Origin of the sequence: Streptomyces sp. NBC_00354 (genome assembly GCF_036106915.1) — a bacterium.
Classification (GTDB): domain Bacteria; phylum Actinomycetota; class Actinomycetes; order Streptomycetales; family Streptomycetaceae; genus Streptomyces.
The window spans coordinates 315,165-333,626 of sequence record NZ_CP107983.1; the positions used below are offsets into that span (position 1 = coordinate 315,165).

The following is an 18,462-nucleotide window of genomic DNA, read 5'->3' on the forward strand; positions in this document are numbered from 1 at the left end:
GCCGTCCAGCATCCCTGGATCGACACGATGCTCGAAGCCGCCAATCAGCCTGACTTGGCCATTGAGACCCCACCACCCGGACGGGGTACCGTGCCGCAAGTGTCTCGGAGGGGGAATCGGACCATGGACCCAGAACGCGAATCCCGCGATTCGGTCGAGGCAGAGTGGGGATTTCAGGCGCGTGCCGCAACGCAATGGGACGACCGTTCCCGAGGCTCCGCTACGACATGGGTACCGCCGATCATGGGAGCCCTCGTTGACGCGGCGCGGAACAGCGCGCTCGGCCAGTTCTACCCCTTCACCAGCCACGCCAGGCTCTGTTTCAGCACTGGTCGGCGGCATTGGCTGGGAGAGGGCGACGTTCTCCCCGTGTGCATCGCTCTTCTTCCCGGGGGCAGCTACTCGGTGGCGCACAAATACGACCCGGCCGATCTGCTGCTCGAAACGACCAGCGCTGATGAGGCCGTGGCAACGGCTGTAACGGCGCTCCAGGAGTATCTCCAGGCGTACGGGCCGGATCGCGGCTGGGCTGTCTGTGGGGGTGCGAGACCGGCCAACGGTCACCCGGTGACAACGGGCGACCCATCATGTGTAGGTCACCCTGACGGTGGGTCTGTAGGTCGGTGAGGCGGGAGTAACTCCGAAGGCCAGAGGAACGCCGGCTGCAGGCAGCGTGATGCGTGCGGCGCGCGCCCCACGCACTCATGCTTCGGCCGCTTGACTCGGCCATGGAGACTCCTTGCCGTCCGGTACGTTCCCCCGACCTTCCAGACCGGCAGCTTGAGGGCACGTGGTGGCTACCGCGCTGCCCACCGGCCGCGCTTCGCAGTCGGCCCATCCTGCCCGCTACAGCGCTCAGCCCCGGCAGAGTGTGGATTGCACTCCTTGTGCGGGCCCGCCGGTCATGCTGCGGGGCCGAGGTCTCCTTCGAGGAGCGTTTGTACGATCTGGGGCCGGTCCCAGAGGGCGAGGACCTCGTTGGCGATGGCCACGACGGGCAGGTGGTCCTGGTCTCGCACCTTGACGGCTGCGGCCTTCAAAGTGCGGGGAACGGCTCGGGCGTCCAGGAGGACGCGCCATTCCTCCGCGCCGAGTTCCAGGAACTCCAGTCCGGTGAGCCCGGCGACTTCCAGGGGGTCGGCCAGCGTGCCGGGGAAGGCGGTGAGCGTGCGCAGGCGGGGCAGGTCGGCGACAGGTGCGAGGCTGATCGGCTCGCCGATCCAGGCCTCGATGGACAGGACTTCCAGGGCGGGGTGGGCCGCGGCCCGGACGGTCTCAAGGTGTCCGTTGCCGACCCTGGCCACGGCCGGGAGCTGGTCACCGCGGCGTTCCCGCCGTTCCTCGCTCATCCGGCCCAGGACGAAGTCGGTGAGGGAATCGGCCACGAGCTCGGCACCCAGGCTCTGCTCGTGATCGATCAGGATGACCTGCCCGAAGTATCCGCCCGGGCCGGGAGTCAGGTCGACCGCGAACTCGTCGCCGCCGTTGGATCCGAAACCGATCCAGCCCGGTGAGCCGGCCAGGCCCTGCACCGCGGCGTCGGGCGGGGTGCTGATCGTGTCCGTCGCGCCGAGGTCCCAGCCGGGGTGGCGGATTGCCGCGTCGACGCTGTACAGGTGTTCCAACACCGTGAACTCGCAGCCGACCGCCGTGTTGACACGCTCCATTGCCGCATAGTCGTCGCTCCAGTGCTCCCACCGCGGGGTCACCCGGTAGAGCACCTTCATCTCGTCGGAGAACGTGACGCCCAGGCGCGCTTCGGCGGCGGCGATCTCCACCTCCGTCGCACCGACGGTGTCGGGCAGCCGCTCGCGGAGCGTCCGCTCCAGCAGCTCGAGGTCCGCCGAAGGGGCCGGCGCCACCCCGGGCAACGGGTCGGGGAGCTGCCGCCAGGGCTCGGCCCGGGCGCCTTCGACCAGAACGAGCACCCCCAGGTCCGGGTAGCCGATGGCCGGTTCCACGACCGGGCTGGGCCACACCAGACCGAGCATGGTCCTTCCGTCCGGCTGGACCTCCGCCCTGAATGCGACCTCCTCGACTCGGTCGCGAGACAGCGCCCTCCGTATGTTCTCCACCGCGGTCTGCTGTGCCGACGACATGCGTCCCGGATGGGCCAAGCTGGAGCCGCTTCGGCTGATGCGTCCCGCCACACGGGCGGGCCGGGCGACGCGCCTCTCCGCGTCGCCGCCCAGCATGAGCCGCAGCACAGGCTCCCAGGCCGCGAAATCCTCTACCGAAGACAAATGTCCTTGATCAACCATGCGCAGACCCTACGCGCAGGCAGTGACAGTGGCTGCCGCCAGGCCCTGAGCACACCGCAGGCAGACGACGACGTCGTCCTACTGCGAGCCAACCAGGTTCTGTCCGGCGATTCATGGCTGCATCAGGTGGCCTTGAGCTGCGCACACCTGCGCACGCCTGCGCACGCCACCGGCCGACCGGTAGCGGACCGGCGCAGCGCTCCCCCGGACCTCACGACGTCGGGCTCGCCCCGAGATGGCGCTCCAGCCAGCGGGCGGCGGCGCGTCGGTAGATGCGGCGGTTGTCCGCCCGGAGGAATTCGTGGCCTTCGTTGCGGAGCACCAGCAGTTCCGCGGGCAGCCCGCGGTCGCGGGCGGCGCCGACGAACTGCTCCGATTCGGTCGGCGGGACGTTGGTGTCGTGCTCGCCGTGGACCGCCAGTACGGGAACACGCAACTCGTGGACGCGGCTCATCGGGGACAGGGCGCGCAGCAGCTCCCGGTCGCGTTCGGGGTGCCCGTACTTGGCGGCCGCAGACTGTGCGATCCACGGTTCCGTGCCGGCGAAGAACGTGTCGAAGTCCGACATCCCGCAAACGGCCACTCCAGTGCGGAACAGCTCCGGATGCCAGACCAGCGAGGCCATCGTCAGGTAGCCGCCGTACGAGCGCCCCATGACCCCCAGCCGCAAGGGGTCGGCGTACCCGAGGGACACCACGTGGGCAGCGCAGTCGGCGACGTCGTCGATCGCCGCGAACCGGCCGGCGCCGAGGTCGGCGTCGACGAAGGACCGTCCCCAGCCGGACGAGCCTCGGACGTCGGGGGCGAAGACGTCCAGACCACGGCTGAGGAGTTCGTGGTAGAGCGGGTTGAACACCGGCCGCTCCTGTTCCTCCGGACCGCCGTGGAGGTGGATCACGCACGGGGCCGGACGGCCCGAATCCCGGTCCGGCGTCCGGTAGTACCAGCCGCCCAGCGTCAGCCCGTCCCGGGCCCGGCAGCGCAGCGGCACCGGGCGTACCGGGGGCCGGCCGGGCGGGGCCGCCTCCTCGTCGCGCGCCACCCAGGGGGCGCGTACGAGGGTGCCGCCACCGTCCAGTTCCCAGATGCCGGGCCTCCGGAGCGAGCCCGACAGGGCCGCGAACACCGCGCCGCGGCCCACGGCCATGCGGGTCACCACCTCGTGGGGCAGGTCCGGGCGGTGGTGCGGCCCGGAGTCGCCCTCGCCGTCCGCGTCCGCGGCGGGCAGGGCGATGCTCTGCAGTTCGCTGGCGCCGTGGACGTTCCAGGCGACCAGGCCCCACCGCCCGTGGTCGGGGACGGTCAGCAGGTCGAGGGCGGACCCTTCACGCTCGGCCGCGACGAAGGTGCCTTCGGAGGCGCCGTCCTCGTCCAGCCGGACCCACAGGAGGGCCGCGTACTCCCGTTCCCAGTCGCTGCGCAGCCACAGAGTGCGCGCGTCGGGAGAGAACCGGCCGATCCACGGGTCCCCGTCGGCGACCCGCAGGGCGCAAGTGGTGCGGCCCGACGCGGTGTCCAGTACGAGGCCCTCGCGGTGGCCGCGCGGGCCTCGGCGCAGCAGCGCGAACCGGCCGTCCGCGCTCAAGTCGCAGACGCGCAGGGAGGCGGCCCCCGGTTCGCTGAACAGCAGGACCGGGGCGTTCGCGCCGTCCGGGTCGATGAGGTAGGCGGCCAGCCCGCCGCCCGGCGCCGGTCCGGCATCCGCTCGGCTGCCCGCGCCCGGGGGCAGGGGCCCCGTACGGGGGGCGGATGCCGGTCGGCCGGACCGGGGTGCGGCGCCGCCGCCGAGGAGGGTCGCGGATCCGCCGCGTTCGGTCCAGGCCGCCCCGGGGCCTCCCACCGGGGCCGTGGCCTCGGACGTCGCGAGCTGTGCGGATGCGTCCTGCGACAGGTGCCCGGGCCCGCTGTGCTCGGTGACCGCCTCCGACGACCAGGCGATCGTGACGGCGAGGGCGGAACCGTCGCGGGTCCAGGATCCGAGGTGCGCGGTGCCGCCCGCCTCGGCGCCGGCGAGCACGCGGCGGCCGGTCCCATCGGGGCGCACCACCAGGACCCGGGTGTGCTCGCCGCCGCCCGGGGCCGAGGTGTACGCGATCCAGCGCCCGTCGGGGGACCACGACACCTCGGTCACCGGGTCGGGGTCGGCGTCGAGGACGTGGGCCTCGGCGCTCCGGGCCGGCCCGCTCCACAGTTGCGGGACCCCTGCCCGGTCGCAGATGAACGCCACGTTCTCGCCGGTGGGGTCGGCCGCGGGATACCAGCATCCGTGGGCGGTGAGGAGGGCCGGCGGATCGCCGTGGTGGTCGTCCGGCACGTGTACGGGCGAGGGCGCCGGTACGGGGACTTCCGACGCGCCGGAAGTCGGGGCCGTCGGCTTCGTACGATCCAGGGGCATGGCCGCCTCTCTCCGCCTCTCTCCGCTGCGCCGGGGCTGCGCCTCCGGCGGGCCGTCGCGGATCAGTGAATGCCGTGCACCTGCAACCAGATCTCCAGCGAAGCCACCTGCCACAGCGTGCCGGCTCCCCGCTTGGCACGGTGGCGGTCGGGTTCCGCCAGCAGTGCGGCCACGTGCCGCTGGTCGAAGATCCCGCGCCGGCGCGCCTCCGGTGCGGTCAGGGCGTCCCGTACGCGGGCCAGCACCGGCCCGGCCATCTGCCGGACCCCCGGCACGGGGAAGTAGCCCTTGGGGCGGTCCACGATCTCCGGGGGCAGGACCTTGCGCCCGATGTCCTTGAGCACGGCCTTGCCGCCCTGGTCCAGTTTGAGCTCGGGGGGGCAGGCGGCGGCGAGTTCGACGAGCTCGTGGTCCAGGAACGGCACACGTGCCTCCAGGCCCCAGGCCATCGTCATGTTGTCGACCCGTTTGACCGGGTCGTCTGGCATGAGCGCGTGGACGTCCATCCGCAGGGCCGCGTCGAGGGAGGTTTCGGCGCCGGGGGCGGCCATGTGGGCACGGACGAACTCCATGGAGGCGTCGTGGGCCGCGGCCACGTCCGGGTGCAGCATGGCGGTGACCTCGTCGTGCGTCCGGTCGAAGTACGCGTCGGCGTACGCGGCGGGCGCGCCCTCCCTGCCGGCCGAGGCGATCGGCGGGTACCAGTGGTAGCCGGCGAACACCTCGTCCGCTCCCTGGCCGCAGAGCACCACCTTGACGTCCTTGGCCACCTGCTCGGACAGCAGGTGGAACGCCACGGCGTCATGGCTGACCATCGGCTCGCTCATGGCTCCGATCGCGCCTTCCAGCGCGGCGGGGAGCCGGCCGGTGGGGATCATGAACTTGTGGTGGTCGGTCGAGAACGTGCGGGCGATGAGGTCGGAGAACCGGAATTCGTCGCCGTCCTCCCCGTTCTCCGCTTCGAATCCCATCGCGAACGTGGGGAGGTCGAAACCCCCCAGCCCCTCCTCCGCCAGCAGGGCCACGATCAGGCTGGAGTCCAGGCCTCCCGAGAGCAGCACGCCGACGGGGACGTCGGCGACCATGCGCCGCCGCACCGCCGTGCGCAGCGCGTCGTGCACCGCATCGCGCCACAGCGCCGGGTCCGCGCCCAATGCGGAGTGCCGGGTGTAGGAGGGCTGCCAGTAGCAGTGGTCGTGGTGGGTGCCGTCCCGCTCGACGACGCGGACGGTGGCCGGCGGAATCTTGCGCACTCCGGCCAGTACGGTCCTGGGCGCCGGTACCGTGCCGTGCCAGCTCAGGTACTGGTGGAGCGCCACCGGGTCGAGGGAGGTGTCGACTCCCCCGCCCGCCAGCAGGGCCGGCAGGGTGGAGGCGAAGCGGAGCCGGTGGGCGTCCTGGGTGACGTACAGGGGCTTGATGCCCAGGCGGTCACGGCCGAGCACGACGCGGCCCGCGTGGTGCTCCACGACGGCGAAGGCGAACATGCCGACGAGGAGGTCCACACAGTCCGGGCCCCACTGTGCGTACGCCTTGACGAGCACCTCGGTGTCGGAGTCGGAGATGAACCGGTGTCCGATGTCTTCGAGCCGGCCGCGCACCTCGCGGTGGTTGTAGATGCAGCCGTTGAAGACCACCGTCAGACCCAGCCGGGCGTCGGTCATGGGCTGGGCACCCCGCTCCGAGAGGTCGATGATCTTCAACCGCCGGTGCTCCAGGGCGACAGCGCCCTGCGACCAGGCGCCTCGGCCGTCGGGCCCTCGCGATTCCAGCGTATCGGCCATGCGCTCGACGGCGGCGAGGTCGGGACGGCCGCCGTCGAAGCGCACCTCCCCACTCAAGCCGCACATGGGGCGCCTGCCGATCCGTCGCCACGCAGAAGCGTTCCCCGTACTGCTCTCGTTCCCGAGGGCTCGGCCACGTCCGCCATATGTTCCTTCGCTCCTGTGCCGTTCAGCCCGCACGTGCGGGCTCATCGCGTCTGCCCGACCGTCCGCTCCCCAAAGCCCAGGGTCCGCGTCCCCGATGGCGCGGACCGGTGTACGCGGGCCGCGAGGCCCGCACCCGGCGGCCGACACGCCAACAGCCCTGTCCGCCACGACACCCCCACTTATGCCCCGCCTGCTCACGGATCCACACGGCTTCCGATGGACCACCCGACCGGCGCACCCGAGCCGGCGCTCACGTCCGCGTACGGTACCCCGGGCGCGTCGGAGGACCAGGTCATACGTGCTCCCAGGAGGACGGGCCGCGAGCGGAATGCCCACGGCCCCGGTGCGAAGCCCCTGCCCGCCGGCCGGGAACCTGAGCCGCCCCGTTCTCCCTGGGCATCGGTGTCTCCACGCTCCGACCCATCCGGGTGAATCGACTCCCGGTCCCCGACCCTCCTGGCAGGCGCCCTACCGGACCGGGCGGGTTTCGGGCAGGATGACCCGGCGCACCGGAGGTCACCCGCGGCCGTGACCCCAGCCCGGTCCCGACCGTGATCCGGAGGTCCCAGTGGCATGGCACGACGACCAGGCGCGGCGTGACGAGCTGTACCGTGACCCCTATCCGCTCTACGACCGCGCCCGCCGGTCCGAGGGGCTGCTGTACGTACCCGAGTTCGACGCGTGGCTGGTGGCGCGCGACCGGGACGTACGGGAAGTGCTGCTGCGCGTGGAGGACTTCTCCTCGGCCAACGCCCTGCTGCCGGACATCCCACTCTCGGAAGCGGCGCTCGGCGTCCTGCCCCGGGGGTTCGGGCCCCGCCCCACCGTCGTGTCGAGCGACGCCGAGGCCCACAGGCGGCTCCGAGCCCCGTTGAACCGGGGGTTGTCCGCCGCCCGGGTGGCGGCGCTGCTGCCGTACGCCCGCGCGTGCGCAGAGGAGTTGGCGGAGGGCTTCGCGGCGGACGGGGCCGCCGATCTGGTGGAGGCGTACGCCCGGCGGTTGCCCGGGATGGTGGTCGGACGGCTGATCGGGCTGGACCCCGCCGACGTACCCGCCGCCGTGCACGGCGGCTACCGGGCCGAGGAACTACTGTTCCGCCCGCTGCCGCCCGAGGGGCAGGCGGCCGCCGCCGAGGACGTGGTCGCGCTCCAGCATCTGCTGGACGGATACGTCCGCGACCGCCGCGCCCGGCCCCGGGACGACATGTGCTCGGCCATGGTGGCCGCCCTGGCCCCCGGTGACGCCGAGCTCACCCTCGAGCAGCGCCACGAACTGGTGACGAGCCTGCAGAACCTGCTCATCGCCGGATTCCTCACCACGAGCGCCCTCATCGGCACGACGCTGCTGCACCTGCTCGGCGACGACCGGCGGCAGTGGCGGATGCTCCGCGCCGATCCGACTCTGGTCCCCGCGGCAGTGGAGGAGGCCGCCCGCCACGACACCGCCATCCAGGCATTCCGGCGGACCACCACCCGGCCGGTATCCCTCGCCGGGACGGAACTGCCCGCGGGGGCCACCGTAATGGTGGCGTACGGCTCGGCCAATCGCGACGAGGAACGATACGAGCGGGCAGGGGAGTTCGACATCACCCGGCCCGAGAACCGGCAGCACCTCGCCTTCGGGTACGGGCCCCACGGCTGTCCCGGCTCCCAACTGGCGCGCGAACAGCTCCGCCTGACACTCGAGCTGTTCCTCCGCCGCATGCCGGAACTGCGACTGGACCAGGGCCGTCCACGGCCTCAGATGCAGCCCACGCTGATCCACCGCTCACCGCAGGCCCTGTACGTCACCTGGTGACCCGGCGCCGCGCCGCCCGGCCCGACGCAGACCGTGCCCCGAGACCACCGACAGGGCCGAGTGGCGGAGTTCCGGGTGCCGGGGTCATGGTGGGCGGGCACAGTGGGCGCGGAGGGGGCAGGTGGCGCGGGCGGTGCCGTTCACGCGGGACGGCGCGTGCTGCGTGATGCGGGCTCGCTGCCAGGAACGGGAGAACGGGAGCACGGCGATGACATCGGACGCACCCATGCAGCTCGGAATGGTCGGACTCGGCCGGATGGGTGCCAATCTGGTGCGCCGGCTCGTGCGGGACGGCCACCGGTGCGTCGTCAACGACGTCAGCCCCGACGCCGTACGGGCGCTGGAGGGGGAGGGCGCGACGCCGGCCTTCTCGCTGGAGGAGTTCGTCGAGCGGCTGGAACGGCCCCGCGCCGTGTGGCTCATGGTGCCGGCGGGCGTGGTCCAGGAGACCCTGGACCGGCTGGTCGGGCTGCTGGAGCCCGACGATACGGTCATCGACGGCGGTAACTCCTACTACCGGGACGACATCGCCCGGGCCGGGGCCCTGGCCGAGCACGGCATCCACTACGTGGACTGCGGCACCTCGGGCGGTGTCTGGGGCCTGGAACGCGGCTACTGCCTCATGATCGGCGGCGAGCGGGGTCCCGTGGAACGGCTCGCCCCCCTCTTCCGCACCATTGCGCCCGGCACCGGCAGCGCCGAGCCCACCCCCAGCCGCACCCGGACCGAGGGCACCGCGTCGCACGGCTACCTCCACTGCGGGCCCAACGGCGCCGGCCACTTCGTGAAGATGGTCCACAACGGCGTGGAGTACGGGATGATGGCCGCCATCGCCGAGGGCCTCGCCATCATCAAGCACGCCGACGCCGGCTTGCGCTCGCGTACCGCCGACGCCGAGACCGCTCCCCTGTCCGATCCCGAGGCCTACCGGTACGAGATCGACGTGGCCGAAGTCGCCGAGGTGTGGCGCCGCGGGTCGGTCGTCGGCTCGTGGCTGGTCGACCTCACCGCCGACGCCCTGGCCCGCTCCCCTCGGCTCGACGCCTTCACGGGCCGCGTGTCCGACTCCGGCGAAGGGCGCTGGACCGTGCTTGCGGCCATCGAGGAGAGCGTGCCCGCCCCGGTGATCAGCGCCGCCCTCTACCAGCGCTACGAGTCCAGGGGGCTCGGCGAGTTCACGGCGAAGGTGCTGTCCGCCATGCGCAGCGAGTTCGGCGGCCATGCCGAGAAGCGCCCCGGCGCGGACGCGTGAGGGGGGCCGCCATGGACAGGGGTTCCGACGCTTCCCAGCTCCAGCCGCGCCCCGCGGACCACGTCGTCGTACTCTTCGGCGCCACGGGTGACCTGGCCAGGCGCAAACTGCTGCCGGGCCTTTTCCACCTCGCCAAGGCGGGGCTCCTGCCGCAGCGCTACCGCATCGTCGGCTCGGCCCCGGCAGCCGAGGCCCTGAGCGACGAGCAGTTCCGCGCCCACGCACGCCAGGCCGTGGCGGAGTTCGGCCGCTCGCGCCCCGAGGGCCCCGCGTGGCAGGAGTTCGAGGCCGCCCTGTCCTTCGGCGCGGCCGACACGGACGCGACCGAGCCGCTGGTGACGGCGGTGGGCGAGGCCGAGCGGGCCGTGGGCGGCGCTCCGCGGCGGTTGTTCCACCTCGCCGTCCCGCCCGTGGCGTTCACTTCCGTCATCGAGCTGCTCGGGGCCACGGGGCTGGCCCAGGACGCGCGTGTCATCGTCGAGAAGCCCTTCGGGACGGACCTCGCGTCCGCACGCGCGCTCAACGCGGCCATCCACGCCGTATTCGACGAGTCCCGGGTGTTCCGCATCGACCACTTCCTCGGCAAGGAGGCGGTGGACAACATCCTCGCCCTGCGGTTCGCCAACGGTCTCGTCGAACCGCTCTGGAACCGTGAGCACATCAGCCACGTGCAGATCGACGTGCCCGAGCAGATCGACATCCAGGGCCGCGCCCACTTCTTCGAGGGCACCGGAACCTTCCGCGACATGGTCGTCACGCACCTGTTCCAGCTGCTCGGATTCGTGGCCATGGAACCGCCCGTCGCCCTCGAGGCGCAGTCGCTCCGGGACGAGCAGGCCAAGGTCTTCCGCAGCATGCGGCCCCTGGACCCCGCCCACGTCGTACGCGGCCAGTACACCGGCTACCGCGCCGAGCCGGGGGTCGATCCGGCCTCGGACACCGAGACCTTCGTCGCGCTGCGCGTCGACATCGACAACTGGCGCTGGGCCGGCGTGCCCTTCCACCTGCGCTCGGGCAAGGCGCTGGCCGAGGGCCGGCACGTCGTCACCCTCGGCCTGCGCGAGCCCGTGCTGGCCATGTTCCCCCTGGACGCCCGGGAGGCGGCGGACGGCCGCGCCAACGAACTCGTCATCGACTTCGCCGACCCCGGCTCCATCACCGCCCGCTTCCTCGCCAAGGAACCCGGCCCCACCATGCAGCTCGCGGAAGCCGACATGGTCTTCGGCTACCAGAGCTCCTTCACCACCGAGAACGCCCTGGAGGCGTACGAGCACCTCATCCTCCAGGCCCTGCTCGGCGACCAGTCCCTCTTCACCCGCTCCGACGGCATCGAACGCCTGTGGGAGGTCTCCGCGCCGCTGCTGGACGCGCCTCCACCCGTCGTCCCGTACGCCCCCGGATCCTGGGGGCCCGGGGCCATCACCCCCCTCGTCGCCCCCTACCGGTGGCACCTGCCCGAACGACACCGGCCCGGCGGGCGGTGAGGAACGGCATGCTGGGACTCCCCGACCACGTCAGCGCCTGCCTCTTCGACCTCGACGGCGTGCTCACCCGGACCGCGAAGGTCCACGCGGCCGCCTGGAAAGAGATGTTCGACGACTACCTGCGTCAGCGGGCCGACCGCGACGGTTCGCCCTTCGTGCCCTTCGACGCCGTGCACGACTACGACGAGTACGTGGACGGCCGCCCCCGCGAGGACGGCGTACGCACCTTCCTCGCCTCCCGTGACGTCACGCTGCCCGAGGGCACGGGGAGTGACGGCCCCGACCAGGAGACGGTCCACGGCCTGGGCACCCGCAAGAACGACCTGGTGCTCCGTGCGATCCGCGAGCAGGGGGTGGAGCCCTACGAGGGCTCCGTGGCCTACGTGCGCGCCGTACGCGACGCGGGCCTGCGCCGCGCCGTCGTCTCCTCGAGCGCCAACTGCCGCGACGTGCTGGTGGCGGCCGGCATCGAGGACCTCTTCGAAGACCGTGTCGACGGCATCACCATCGCCGAGCAGGGATTGCGCGGCAAGCCCTCCCCGGACAGCTACCTGGCGGCCGCCCGCCTCTTCGCCGCCGACCCGCGCGATGCCGCCGTGTTCGAGGACGCGCTGGCCGGGGTGGCCGCCGGCAAGGCGGGCGGCTTCGGTTTCGTCGTCGGCATCGACCGCACCGGCCAGGCCGCCGAACTGCGCGCGCACGGGGCCGATGTCGTCGTCACCGACCTCTCCGAGCTGCTGGACCGCGGATGATCACTCACGAGAACTTCGCGACCGAACCCTGGCAGCTGCGGGAGACGACCCTCGACCTCGACGTCCTCGCGCAGAGCGAATCCGTGTTCGCCCAGTCCAACGGCCACCTCGGCTGGCGCGGCAACCTCGACGAGGGCGAGCCCCACGGCCTGCCGGGCTCCTACCTCAACAGCGTCTACGCGAGCCACCCACTCCCCTACGCCGAGGCCGGGTACGGGTATCCGGAGTCCGGGCAGACGGCCGTCAACGTCACCGACGGCAAGGTCATCCGGCTGCTCGTCGACGACCACCCCTTCGACCTGCGCTACGGCGAACTCCTCTCGCACGAACGCGTCCTGGACTTCCGCAGCGGCGTCCTGAGCCGGTCCGTGGAGTGGACCACGCCCTCCGGCCGGACGGTACGCCTGACCTCGCACCGCATGGTCTCCCTCGCGCAGCGGGCCGTCGCGGCGATCTCGTACAGCGTCGAGACCGTCAACGGTCCGGCCACCATCGCCGTGCAGTCCGAGCTCGTCGCCAACGAGCAGTTGCCCACCGCCTCCGGCGACCCGCGCATGGCCGCCGCCATCGACCGCCCGCTGCTCCCCGAGGAGCACTACGCGCACGACACCCGGCTGCGCCTCGTCCACTGCACGGCCACCAGCGGGCAGCGCGTCGCGGTGGCGGCCGACCACATCGTGCAAGGCCCCGCCGGCACCGCGTGGGCCGCCGAGAGCGAACCGGACGTCGCCCGCCTGACCGTGACCGCCACCCTCGGACCCGGGCAACGGCTCGAACTCGTCAAGTTCGTGGCCTACGGCTGGTCGGCACAGCGCTCCCTGCCCGCCGTACGCGACCAGGTGGAGGGCGGGCTGGCAGGGGCCCGCACCACCGGGTGGCAGGGGCTGCTCGACGCGCAGCGGGCCTGCCTGGACGAGTTCTGGTCCTCTGCGGACGTCGAGGTGGAGGGCGACGAAGAGGTCCAGCAGGCCGTCCGGTTCGGCCTCTTCCACCTCTACCAGGCCTCCGCGCGCGGCGAGCGGCGCCCCATCCCGGCCAAGGGCCTCACGGGCACCGGCTATGACGGCCACGCCTTCTGGGACACCGAGTCCTTCGTCCTGCCCGTCCTCACGCACACCGCGCCGTACACCGTCGCCTCCGCACTCGCCTGGCGGCATTCCACGCTTCCCCGCGCGCTGGAGCGGGCCCGTCAACTCGGTCTGGACGGGGCGGCCTTCCCCTGGCGCACGATCAACGGCGCCGAGTGCTCCGCCTACTGGCCCGCCGGAACCGTTGCCTTCCACGTGAACGCCGACATCGCCGCGGCCGTCGAGCGGTACGTGTTCTCCACCGGTGACCGGGAGTTCTACCGCGGTCCCGGACTCGACCTGCTGGTGCACACCGCCCGGCTCTGGCGCTCGCTCGGCCACTTCGATGCCGACGGCGTCTTCCACATCGACGGGGTCACCGGTCCCGACGAGTACAGCGCAATCGCGCGGGACAACCTCTACACCAACGCCATGGCCCGGCGGAACCTCCTCGCCGCGGCGGACGCCGTCGCGCGCCACCCGGACCGGGCACCGGACCTCGGCGTCAGCGCCGAGGAGATCGCGGACTGGCGCAACACCGCCGCGCGGACGGCCATCCCCTACAACCGGCGGCTCCAGGTGCACGAGCAGTCCGACGGCTTCACCGACCAGGAACCCTGGGACTTCGACGGCACCTCCGAGGACCAGTACCCGCTGCTGCTGCACTTCCCGTACTTCGACCTGTACCGCAAGCAGGTCGTCAAGCAGGCGGATCTGGTCCTGGCCATGTTCACCTGCCCGGACGAGTTCACCGCCGAGGAGAAGGTCCGCAACTTCGCCTACTACGAGCAGCTGACGGTCAGGGACTCCTCCCTCTCCGCCTGCTGCCAGGCCGTGCTCGCCGCCGAGACCGGCCACCTGCGCCTCGCCTGGGCCTACACCCGCGAGGCCGCGCTGATGGACCTGGACGACCTCGAACACAACACGCGGGACGGCCTCCACATGGCCTCGCTCGCCGGCACCTGGATCGCCCTGGTCCAGGGCCTGGGCGGGCTGCGCCGCATCCATCAGGCGCCGGCCGTACACCCGCAGGACCAGCCGTCCGGGACCCCACGGTCCGAGGAACCGCCGGCCCCCCTGCGCTTCGCCCCGCGTCTGCCGTCTTCGCTGACCCGGCTGGCCTTCAACGTCCGTGTCCAGGGGCGGCTGATCCGCATCGACATCGGCCAGTCGACGGCCCGCTACACGCTCCTGTCCGGAGGGCCCCTCACCGTGACGCATCACGGCACCCGGGTCGCACTCACCGTGGACACGCCGACGGACCTCCCCGTCCCACCCGCGCCCGACTCCCCCGAACCCCGCCAGCCCAAGGGCCGCGCCCCCGGAACCTGAGGCGCGCGGCAGGACACGGAGATGCCGCCTCAGGGACGCTCCGGACCGGCCGACGGCACACGCGGGGGCCACGCCGCGGGGTCCAGCAGCCCCAGGACGTAGGCGCGGGCGATCAGAGCGGGGCGGTTGGGTACGTCGAGCCGTCGGCAGAGGCGGGTCACGTGGTAGTTGACCCCGTCGACGGTGAGGCCCACCTCGCGGGCGATGGCCGATCCCGACGCCCCCGCCGCGACGAGCGGCAGGATGCGCGCCTCCTGGGGGCTCAGGCCGTTGGCCGGGTCCTCCGGTGGCAGCTCGGGGCGGCCTCCGCCCGTCTCCTCGGTCAGCGAGACCAGCAGGCGGGGGATGTCGTCCTGCGGGTCGGAGACCGGTTCGACGGTGACCCGGCCGTGGCGGTCCGTTCCCCGGACCTGCCAGCTCACCTCGACCGGGTAGCGGGACCTGCGGCGCGAGCGCAGGGCCTCGTCCAGTCTGCGCAGCTGCCGGTCGTTGGTCGGAGTGAGGATGTCGAGGAGTCGGCGGCCTTCCAGTTTTCCCGGTTGGAGCTGCCATGCGGAGGCGAACGCGGGGTTCGCGCCGAGGATCAGGCCGTACGCGTCGCTGATCGCCAGTGCCACGGGCGCCCTGTCGAACAGGCTGACGAAACGTGACCGCCAGGCCGCCGCCGCCTCGCCCAACGCATGCCGTGACGGCTGTGTCACGCGCTCTCCCTCTGCCACGGCCAACTGCCCCCGATCAAGCCTCGGAACGGAAAACACCACTACAAGAATAGGTAGTCGTCGTACGCGATCGCCCCGGCGGCCGCGTCACCGTGGACACGACACGGCATCCGGTCAGTGGACGGGTGCACGGTCCAGGCAATGACGTGACCAGAAGAGGCAGACGCCATGAGTGAATCGCACACCACCGGCACCGGACCCCTCGACGACGACGCTGCGCACCTGCCGGTCGTCGACGTGAGCGACTCGGGGATGACGAGCACCCCGGTGCAGACGGCCATGGGGCACGCCCGCCGGCTCGGTCCGGTCTTCGTCCAGCGCTTCCACGACCGGGAGACCGTGTTCGTGAGTGCGGCGGCGCTGGTGGAGGAACTCTCGGACGAGCAGCGCTTCGTCAAGGGCATCGGTCCGGCGCTGGAGAACGTACGCGAGGTCGCCGCCGACGGACTGTTCACCGCGTACAACGACGAGCCCAACTGGGCCAAGGCGCACGACATCCTGCTCCCGGCCTTCGCCCTCACCTCGATGCGCACCTACCACCCGCACATGCTGCGGGTCGCCAAGCGGCTCATCGGCTCCTGGGACGCGCGGTTCACCGCGGGCGCCGGCGTGTCGGCCCCGGTCGACGTCGCCGAGGACATGACCCGGATGACCCTGGACACCATCGGCCTGTCCGGCTTCGGCTACGACTTCGCGTCCTTCGAGCGTGAGCAGGCGCACCCGTTCGTCCAGGCACTCGTCCGGGCCCTCGCCCACAGCCAGGCCAAACTCGGCCGGGTGCCCGGCGCGGACCACACCGCCGAGGACGTGGCGTTCGCCGCGGACGCCGCCTACCTGGCCCGGGTCGTCGACGAGGTGATCGAGCAGCGCAAGGCCTCGGGGGACACCTCGACCGACGACCTGTTGGGCCTGATGCTGGGCTCCCCGCACCCCCGGTCCGGCGAGGTGCTCGACGAGGAGAACATCAGGAACCAGGTGATCACGTTCCTGATCGCGGGCCACGAGACGACCTCGGGCGCCCTTTCGTTCGCGCTGTACCACCTCATGAAGAACCCGGCGGTGCTGCACCTGGCCCAGGCCGAGACCGACGCGCTGTGGGGCGACGACCCGGACCCCGAGCCCGCCTTCGAGGACATCGGCAGGCTGCGCTACGTACGCCAGGTCCTGGGCGAGACGCTGCGGCTGTGGCCCACCGCCGCCGCGTTCGCACGCGAGGCGCGCACCGACACCGTGATCGGCGGCCGCTACCCGGTCAAGGCGGGCCAGCGGATGCTGGTGCTGACCCCGATGCTGCACCGCGACCCGGTGTGGGGCGACAACGCGGAGGAGTTCGACCCGGACCGGTTCGCCGCCGAGGCGGAGGCGGCCCGTTCCCCGCACGCGTACAAGCCGTTCGGGACCGGGGAACGTGCCTGCATCGGACGGCAGTTCGCCCTCCACGAGGCAACGATGCTGCTCGGCATGCTGGTGCACCGGTACCGCTTCATCGACCACGGGCGGTACGAGTTGCGCATCAAGGAGACCCTCACGCTCAAGCCCGACGGGTTCACGCTGGCCCTGCGCCGGCGCACCCCGGCCGACCGCTCCCGCAACCGTGCGGCCCTCGGGGCGGTCCTCCCGGCCGGCCACGGGGAAGACGCCGAGGCGCCGGCCACGGGGGCCTCCCCCACCCGGGCCGTTCCCGGTACGACGCTGACGCTGCTGCACGGATCCAACTTCGGCACCTGCCGCACGTACGCGGAAGAACTGGCCGAAACGGCAGCGGAACTGGGCTTCGGGACGCGTGTCGCGCCACTCGACGACCACCGTGACGGCGGGCTGCCGACGGACGGGCCACTGGTCGTCGTCGCCGCGTCGTACAACGGACGGCCCACCGACGACGCGGCCGGATTCGTCTCCTGGCTGACGCAGGCGGGCCCCGGTGCCGCGGAAGGCGTGCACTACGCCGTCCTGGGCGTCGGGGACCGCAACTGGGCCGCCACCTACCAGCAGGTACCCGCGCTCATCGACGGCCGCCTCGCCTCGGCGGGTGCGGCGCGGCTGATGGACCGTGCCGAGGCCGACGCCTCCGGGGACCTCGCGGGAGCGGTACGCGGCTTCACCGCCGCCCTGCGCCGTACGCTGCTGGAGCACTACGGCGACCCGGCGTCCGTGGCCCCCTCCCGGGCGGAGGAATCACCCGGCCCGGCGTACGACGTCGTCGAGATCACGGGTGAGCCGCTCGACGCACTGGCCCGGCGACACGACCTTCAGCCGATGACGGTGACGCACACCGGAGACCTCGCCGACCTCGGCCACCCGGCGGGCAGGCCGAAGCGCTTCCTGCGCGTCAGCCTTCCCGAAGGGGTCCGCTACCGCACCGCCGACCACCTCGCCGTCCTCCCGGCCAACGACCCCGACCAGGTGGAGCGGGCAGCCCGGGTCCTGGGTGCCGACCTGGGCTCGGTCCTGAACGTCCGGACCCACCGCCCCGGCCGGACCACCCTGCCGCTCGACCGCCCCGTCGCCGTACGCGAACTGCTCGGCCGGTACATCGAGCTCCAGGCCCCGGTGACGGCCGAGCAGGCGGCCGTCCTCGCGGCGCACAACCCGTGCCCGCCGGAGAAGGCCGCGCTGGAACGGATCGCGGCAGAGGCCGCGGCAGCCGGCGGAGCCCGCCCGGGCAGCCTCGTGGACCTCGTCGAGGAGCACCCCGCACTCCAGGGCCGTCTGCCGTGGCCCGTACTGCTGGAACTGCTGGAGCCCTTGCGGCCCCGCCACTACTCCATCTCCTCGTCCCCGTCGGCAGGTCCGGAGCAGGCAGACCTGATGATCTCGCTCTTGGAGGCCCCCCACCGCTCCGGCCGGGACGGCGTGTTCCGCGGAGTGGGCTCTTCGTACCTGCACCGGGTACGTCCCGGCGACACGATCCTCGCCCGGGTACAGCCGTGCCGGGAGGCGTTCCGCATTCCGCATGACGAGCGGACGCCGGTCATCATGATCGGCGCGGGTACCGGCCTCGCGCCCTTCCGGGGGGCGATCGCCGACCGTCGCGCGCTGCGTGCGTCGGGGGCCGAACTGGCCCCCGCGCTGTGCTACTTCGGCTGCGACCACCCGGCCGTGGACTACCTCCACCGAGCGGAGCTGGAGGAGGCCGAACGCGAGGGCGCCGTGTCCATGCGCCCCGCCTTCTCGCTGGCACCCGAAGCCGAGGTCCGCTTCGTACAGCACCGGATCGAGGCGGAGGGTGAGGAGGTCTGGCGGCTGACCGAGGCGGGCGCCCGCATCCACGTCTGCGGGGACGGCTCCCGCATGGCCCCGGGCGTCCGCGACGCCTTCCGGCAGCTGTACGTCCGGTACAGCGGGAAGGACGGATCGACGGCCTCGGAGTGGCTCCGGGGGCTGGTGGCGGACGGCCGCTACGTGGAGGACGTCTACGTGGGCGGCTGACGGGGCGGCGTCCACCGGGCGCCGGGCGGGGGCGTCGCGGTT

11 protein-coding genes are annotated in these 18,462 nt (G+C 72.4%); 7 read left to right on the forward strand and 4 right to left on the reverse strand.

Annotated features, from left to right (window positions below):
- Nucleotides 1-123: 123 nt before the first annotated feature.
- Nucleotides 124-627, forward strand: a complete 504-nt coding sequence (locus OHT74_RS42045) for a DUF6193 family natural product biosynthesis protein (protein ID WP_422071004.1) — start codon at nt 124-126, stop codon at nt 625-627.
- 275 nt (nt 628-902) lie between these two features.
- Here OHT74_RS42045 and OHT74_RS01600 read toward each other — a convergent pair whose 3' ends face one another.
- The 3 genes from OHT74_RS01600 to OHT74_RS01610 all read right to left on the reverse strand — a co-directional run bounded on the left by OHT74_RS01600 (nt 903) and on the right by OHT74_RS01610 (nt 6,506).
- Entirely contained in the window at nt 903-2,243 is a 1,341-nt protein-coding gene (locus tag OHT74_RS01600) for an SMI1/KNR4 family protein (RefSeq protein ID WP_443047244.1), read from the reverse strand.
- 229 nt (nt 2,244-2,472) lie between these two features.
- Nucleotides 2,473-4,656: a prolyl oligopeptidase family serine peptidase gene (locus tag OHT74_RS01605; protein WP_328619015.1), complete on the reverse strand. Its 2,184-nt coding sequence runs from the start codon at nt 4,654-4,656 to the stop codon at nt 2,473-2,475.
- A 62-nt stretch (nt 4,657-4,718) separates the two neighbouring features.
- A complete protein-coding gene (locus tag OHT74_RS01610; protein ID WP_328619016.1) occupies nt 4,719-6,506 on the reverse strand; it encodes an N-acetylglutaminylglutamine amidotransferase in 1,788 nt (595 codons plus the stop codon).
- 649 nt (nt 6,507-7,155) lie between these two features.
- Here OHT74_RS01610 and OHT74_RS01615 point away from each other — a divergent pair.
- The 5 genes from OHT74_RS01615 (at nt 7,156) to OHT74_RS01635 (ending at nt 14,272) form a co-directional block, all read left to right on the forward strand.
- A complete protein-coding gene (locus OHT74_RS01615) occupies nt 7,156-8,385 on the forward strand; it encodes a cytochrome P450 (protein ID WP_328619017.1) in 1,230 nt (409 codons plus the stop codon).
- 208 nt (nt 8,386-8,593) lie between these two features.
- Entirely contained in the window at nt 8,594-9,637 is a 1,044-nt protein-coding gene (gene gnd, locus OHT74_RS01620; protein ID WP_443047245.1) for a phosphogluconate dehydrogenase (NAD(+)-dependent, decarboxylating), read from the forward strand.
- A gap of 11 nt (nt 9,638-9,648) precedes the next feature.
- Nucleotides 9,649-11,121: a glucose-6-phosphate dehydrogenase gene (zwf, locus tag OHT74_RS01625; RefSeq protein WP_328619018.1), complete on the forward strand. Its 1,473-nt coding sequence runs from the start codon at nt 9,649-9,651 to the stop codon at nt 11,119-11,121.
- Between the two features lie 8 nt (nt 11,122-11,129).
- The gene (locus tag OHT74_RS01630) at nt 11,130-11,873 is read left to right on the forward strand and encodes a beta-phosphoglucomutase family hydrolase (protein WP_328619019.1); all 744 of its coding nucleotides are present in this window, start codon (nt 11,130-11,132) and stop codon (nt 11,871-11,873) included.
- The gene (locus tag OHT74_RS01635) at nt 11,870-14,272 is read left to right on the forward strand and encodes a glycoside hydrolase family 65 protein (protein ID WP_328619020.1); all 2,403 of its coding nucleotides are present in this window, start codon (nt 11,870-11,872) and stop codon (nt 14,270-14,272) included. Before OHT74_RS01630 ends, OHT74_RS01635 begins: the two co-directional genes overlap by 4 nt.
- A 29-nt stretch (nt 14,273-14,301) precedes the next feature.
- Here the strand turns inward: OHT74_RS01635 and OHT74_RS01640 are convergent, their stop codons facing one another.
- Nucleotides 14,302-14,973: a PAS domain-containing protein gene (locus OHT74_RS01640; protein WP_266659818.1), complete on the reverse strand. Its 672-nt coding sequence runs from the start codon at nt 14,971-14,973 to the stop codon at nt 14,302-14,304.
- 186 nt (nt 14,974-15,159) lie between these two features.
- Here OHT74_RS01640 and OHT74_RS01645 point away from each other — a divergent pair, with 186 nt between their 5' ends.
- Nucleotides 15,160-18,420 carry a cytochrome P450 gene (locus OHT74_RS01645; protein ID WP_328619021.1) on the forward strand — a complete coding sequence of 1,087 codons (3,261 nt, stop codon included), beginning with the start codon at nt 15,160-15,162 and terminating at the stop codon, nt 18,418-18,420.
- The last annotated feature ends 42 nt before the right edge of the window (nt 18,421-18,462 follow it).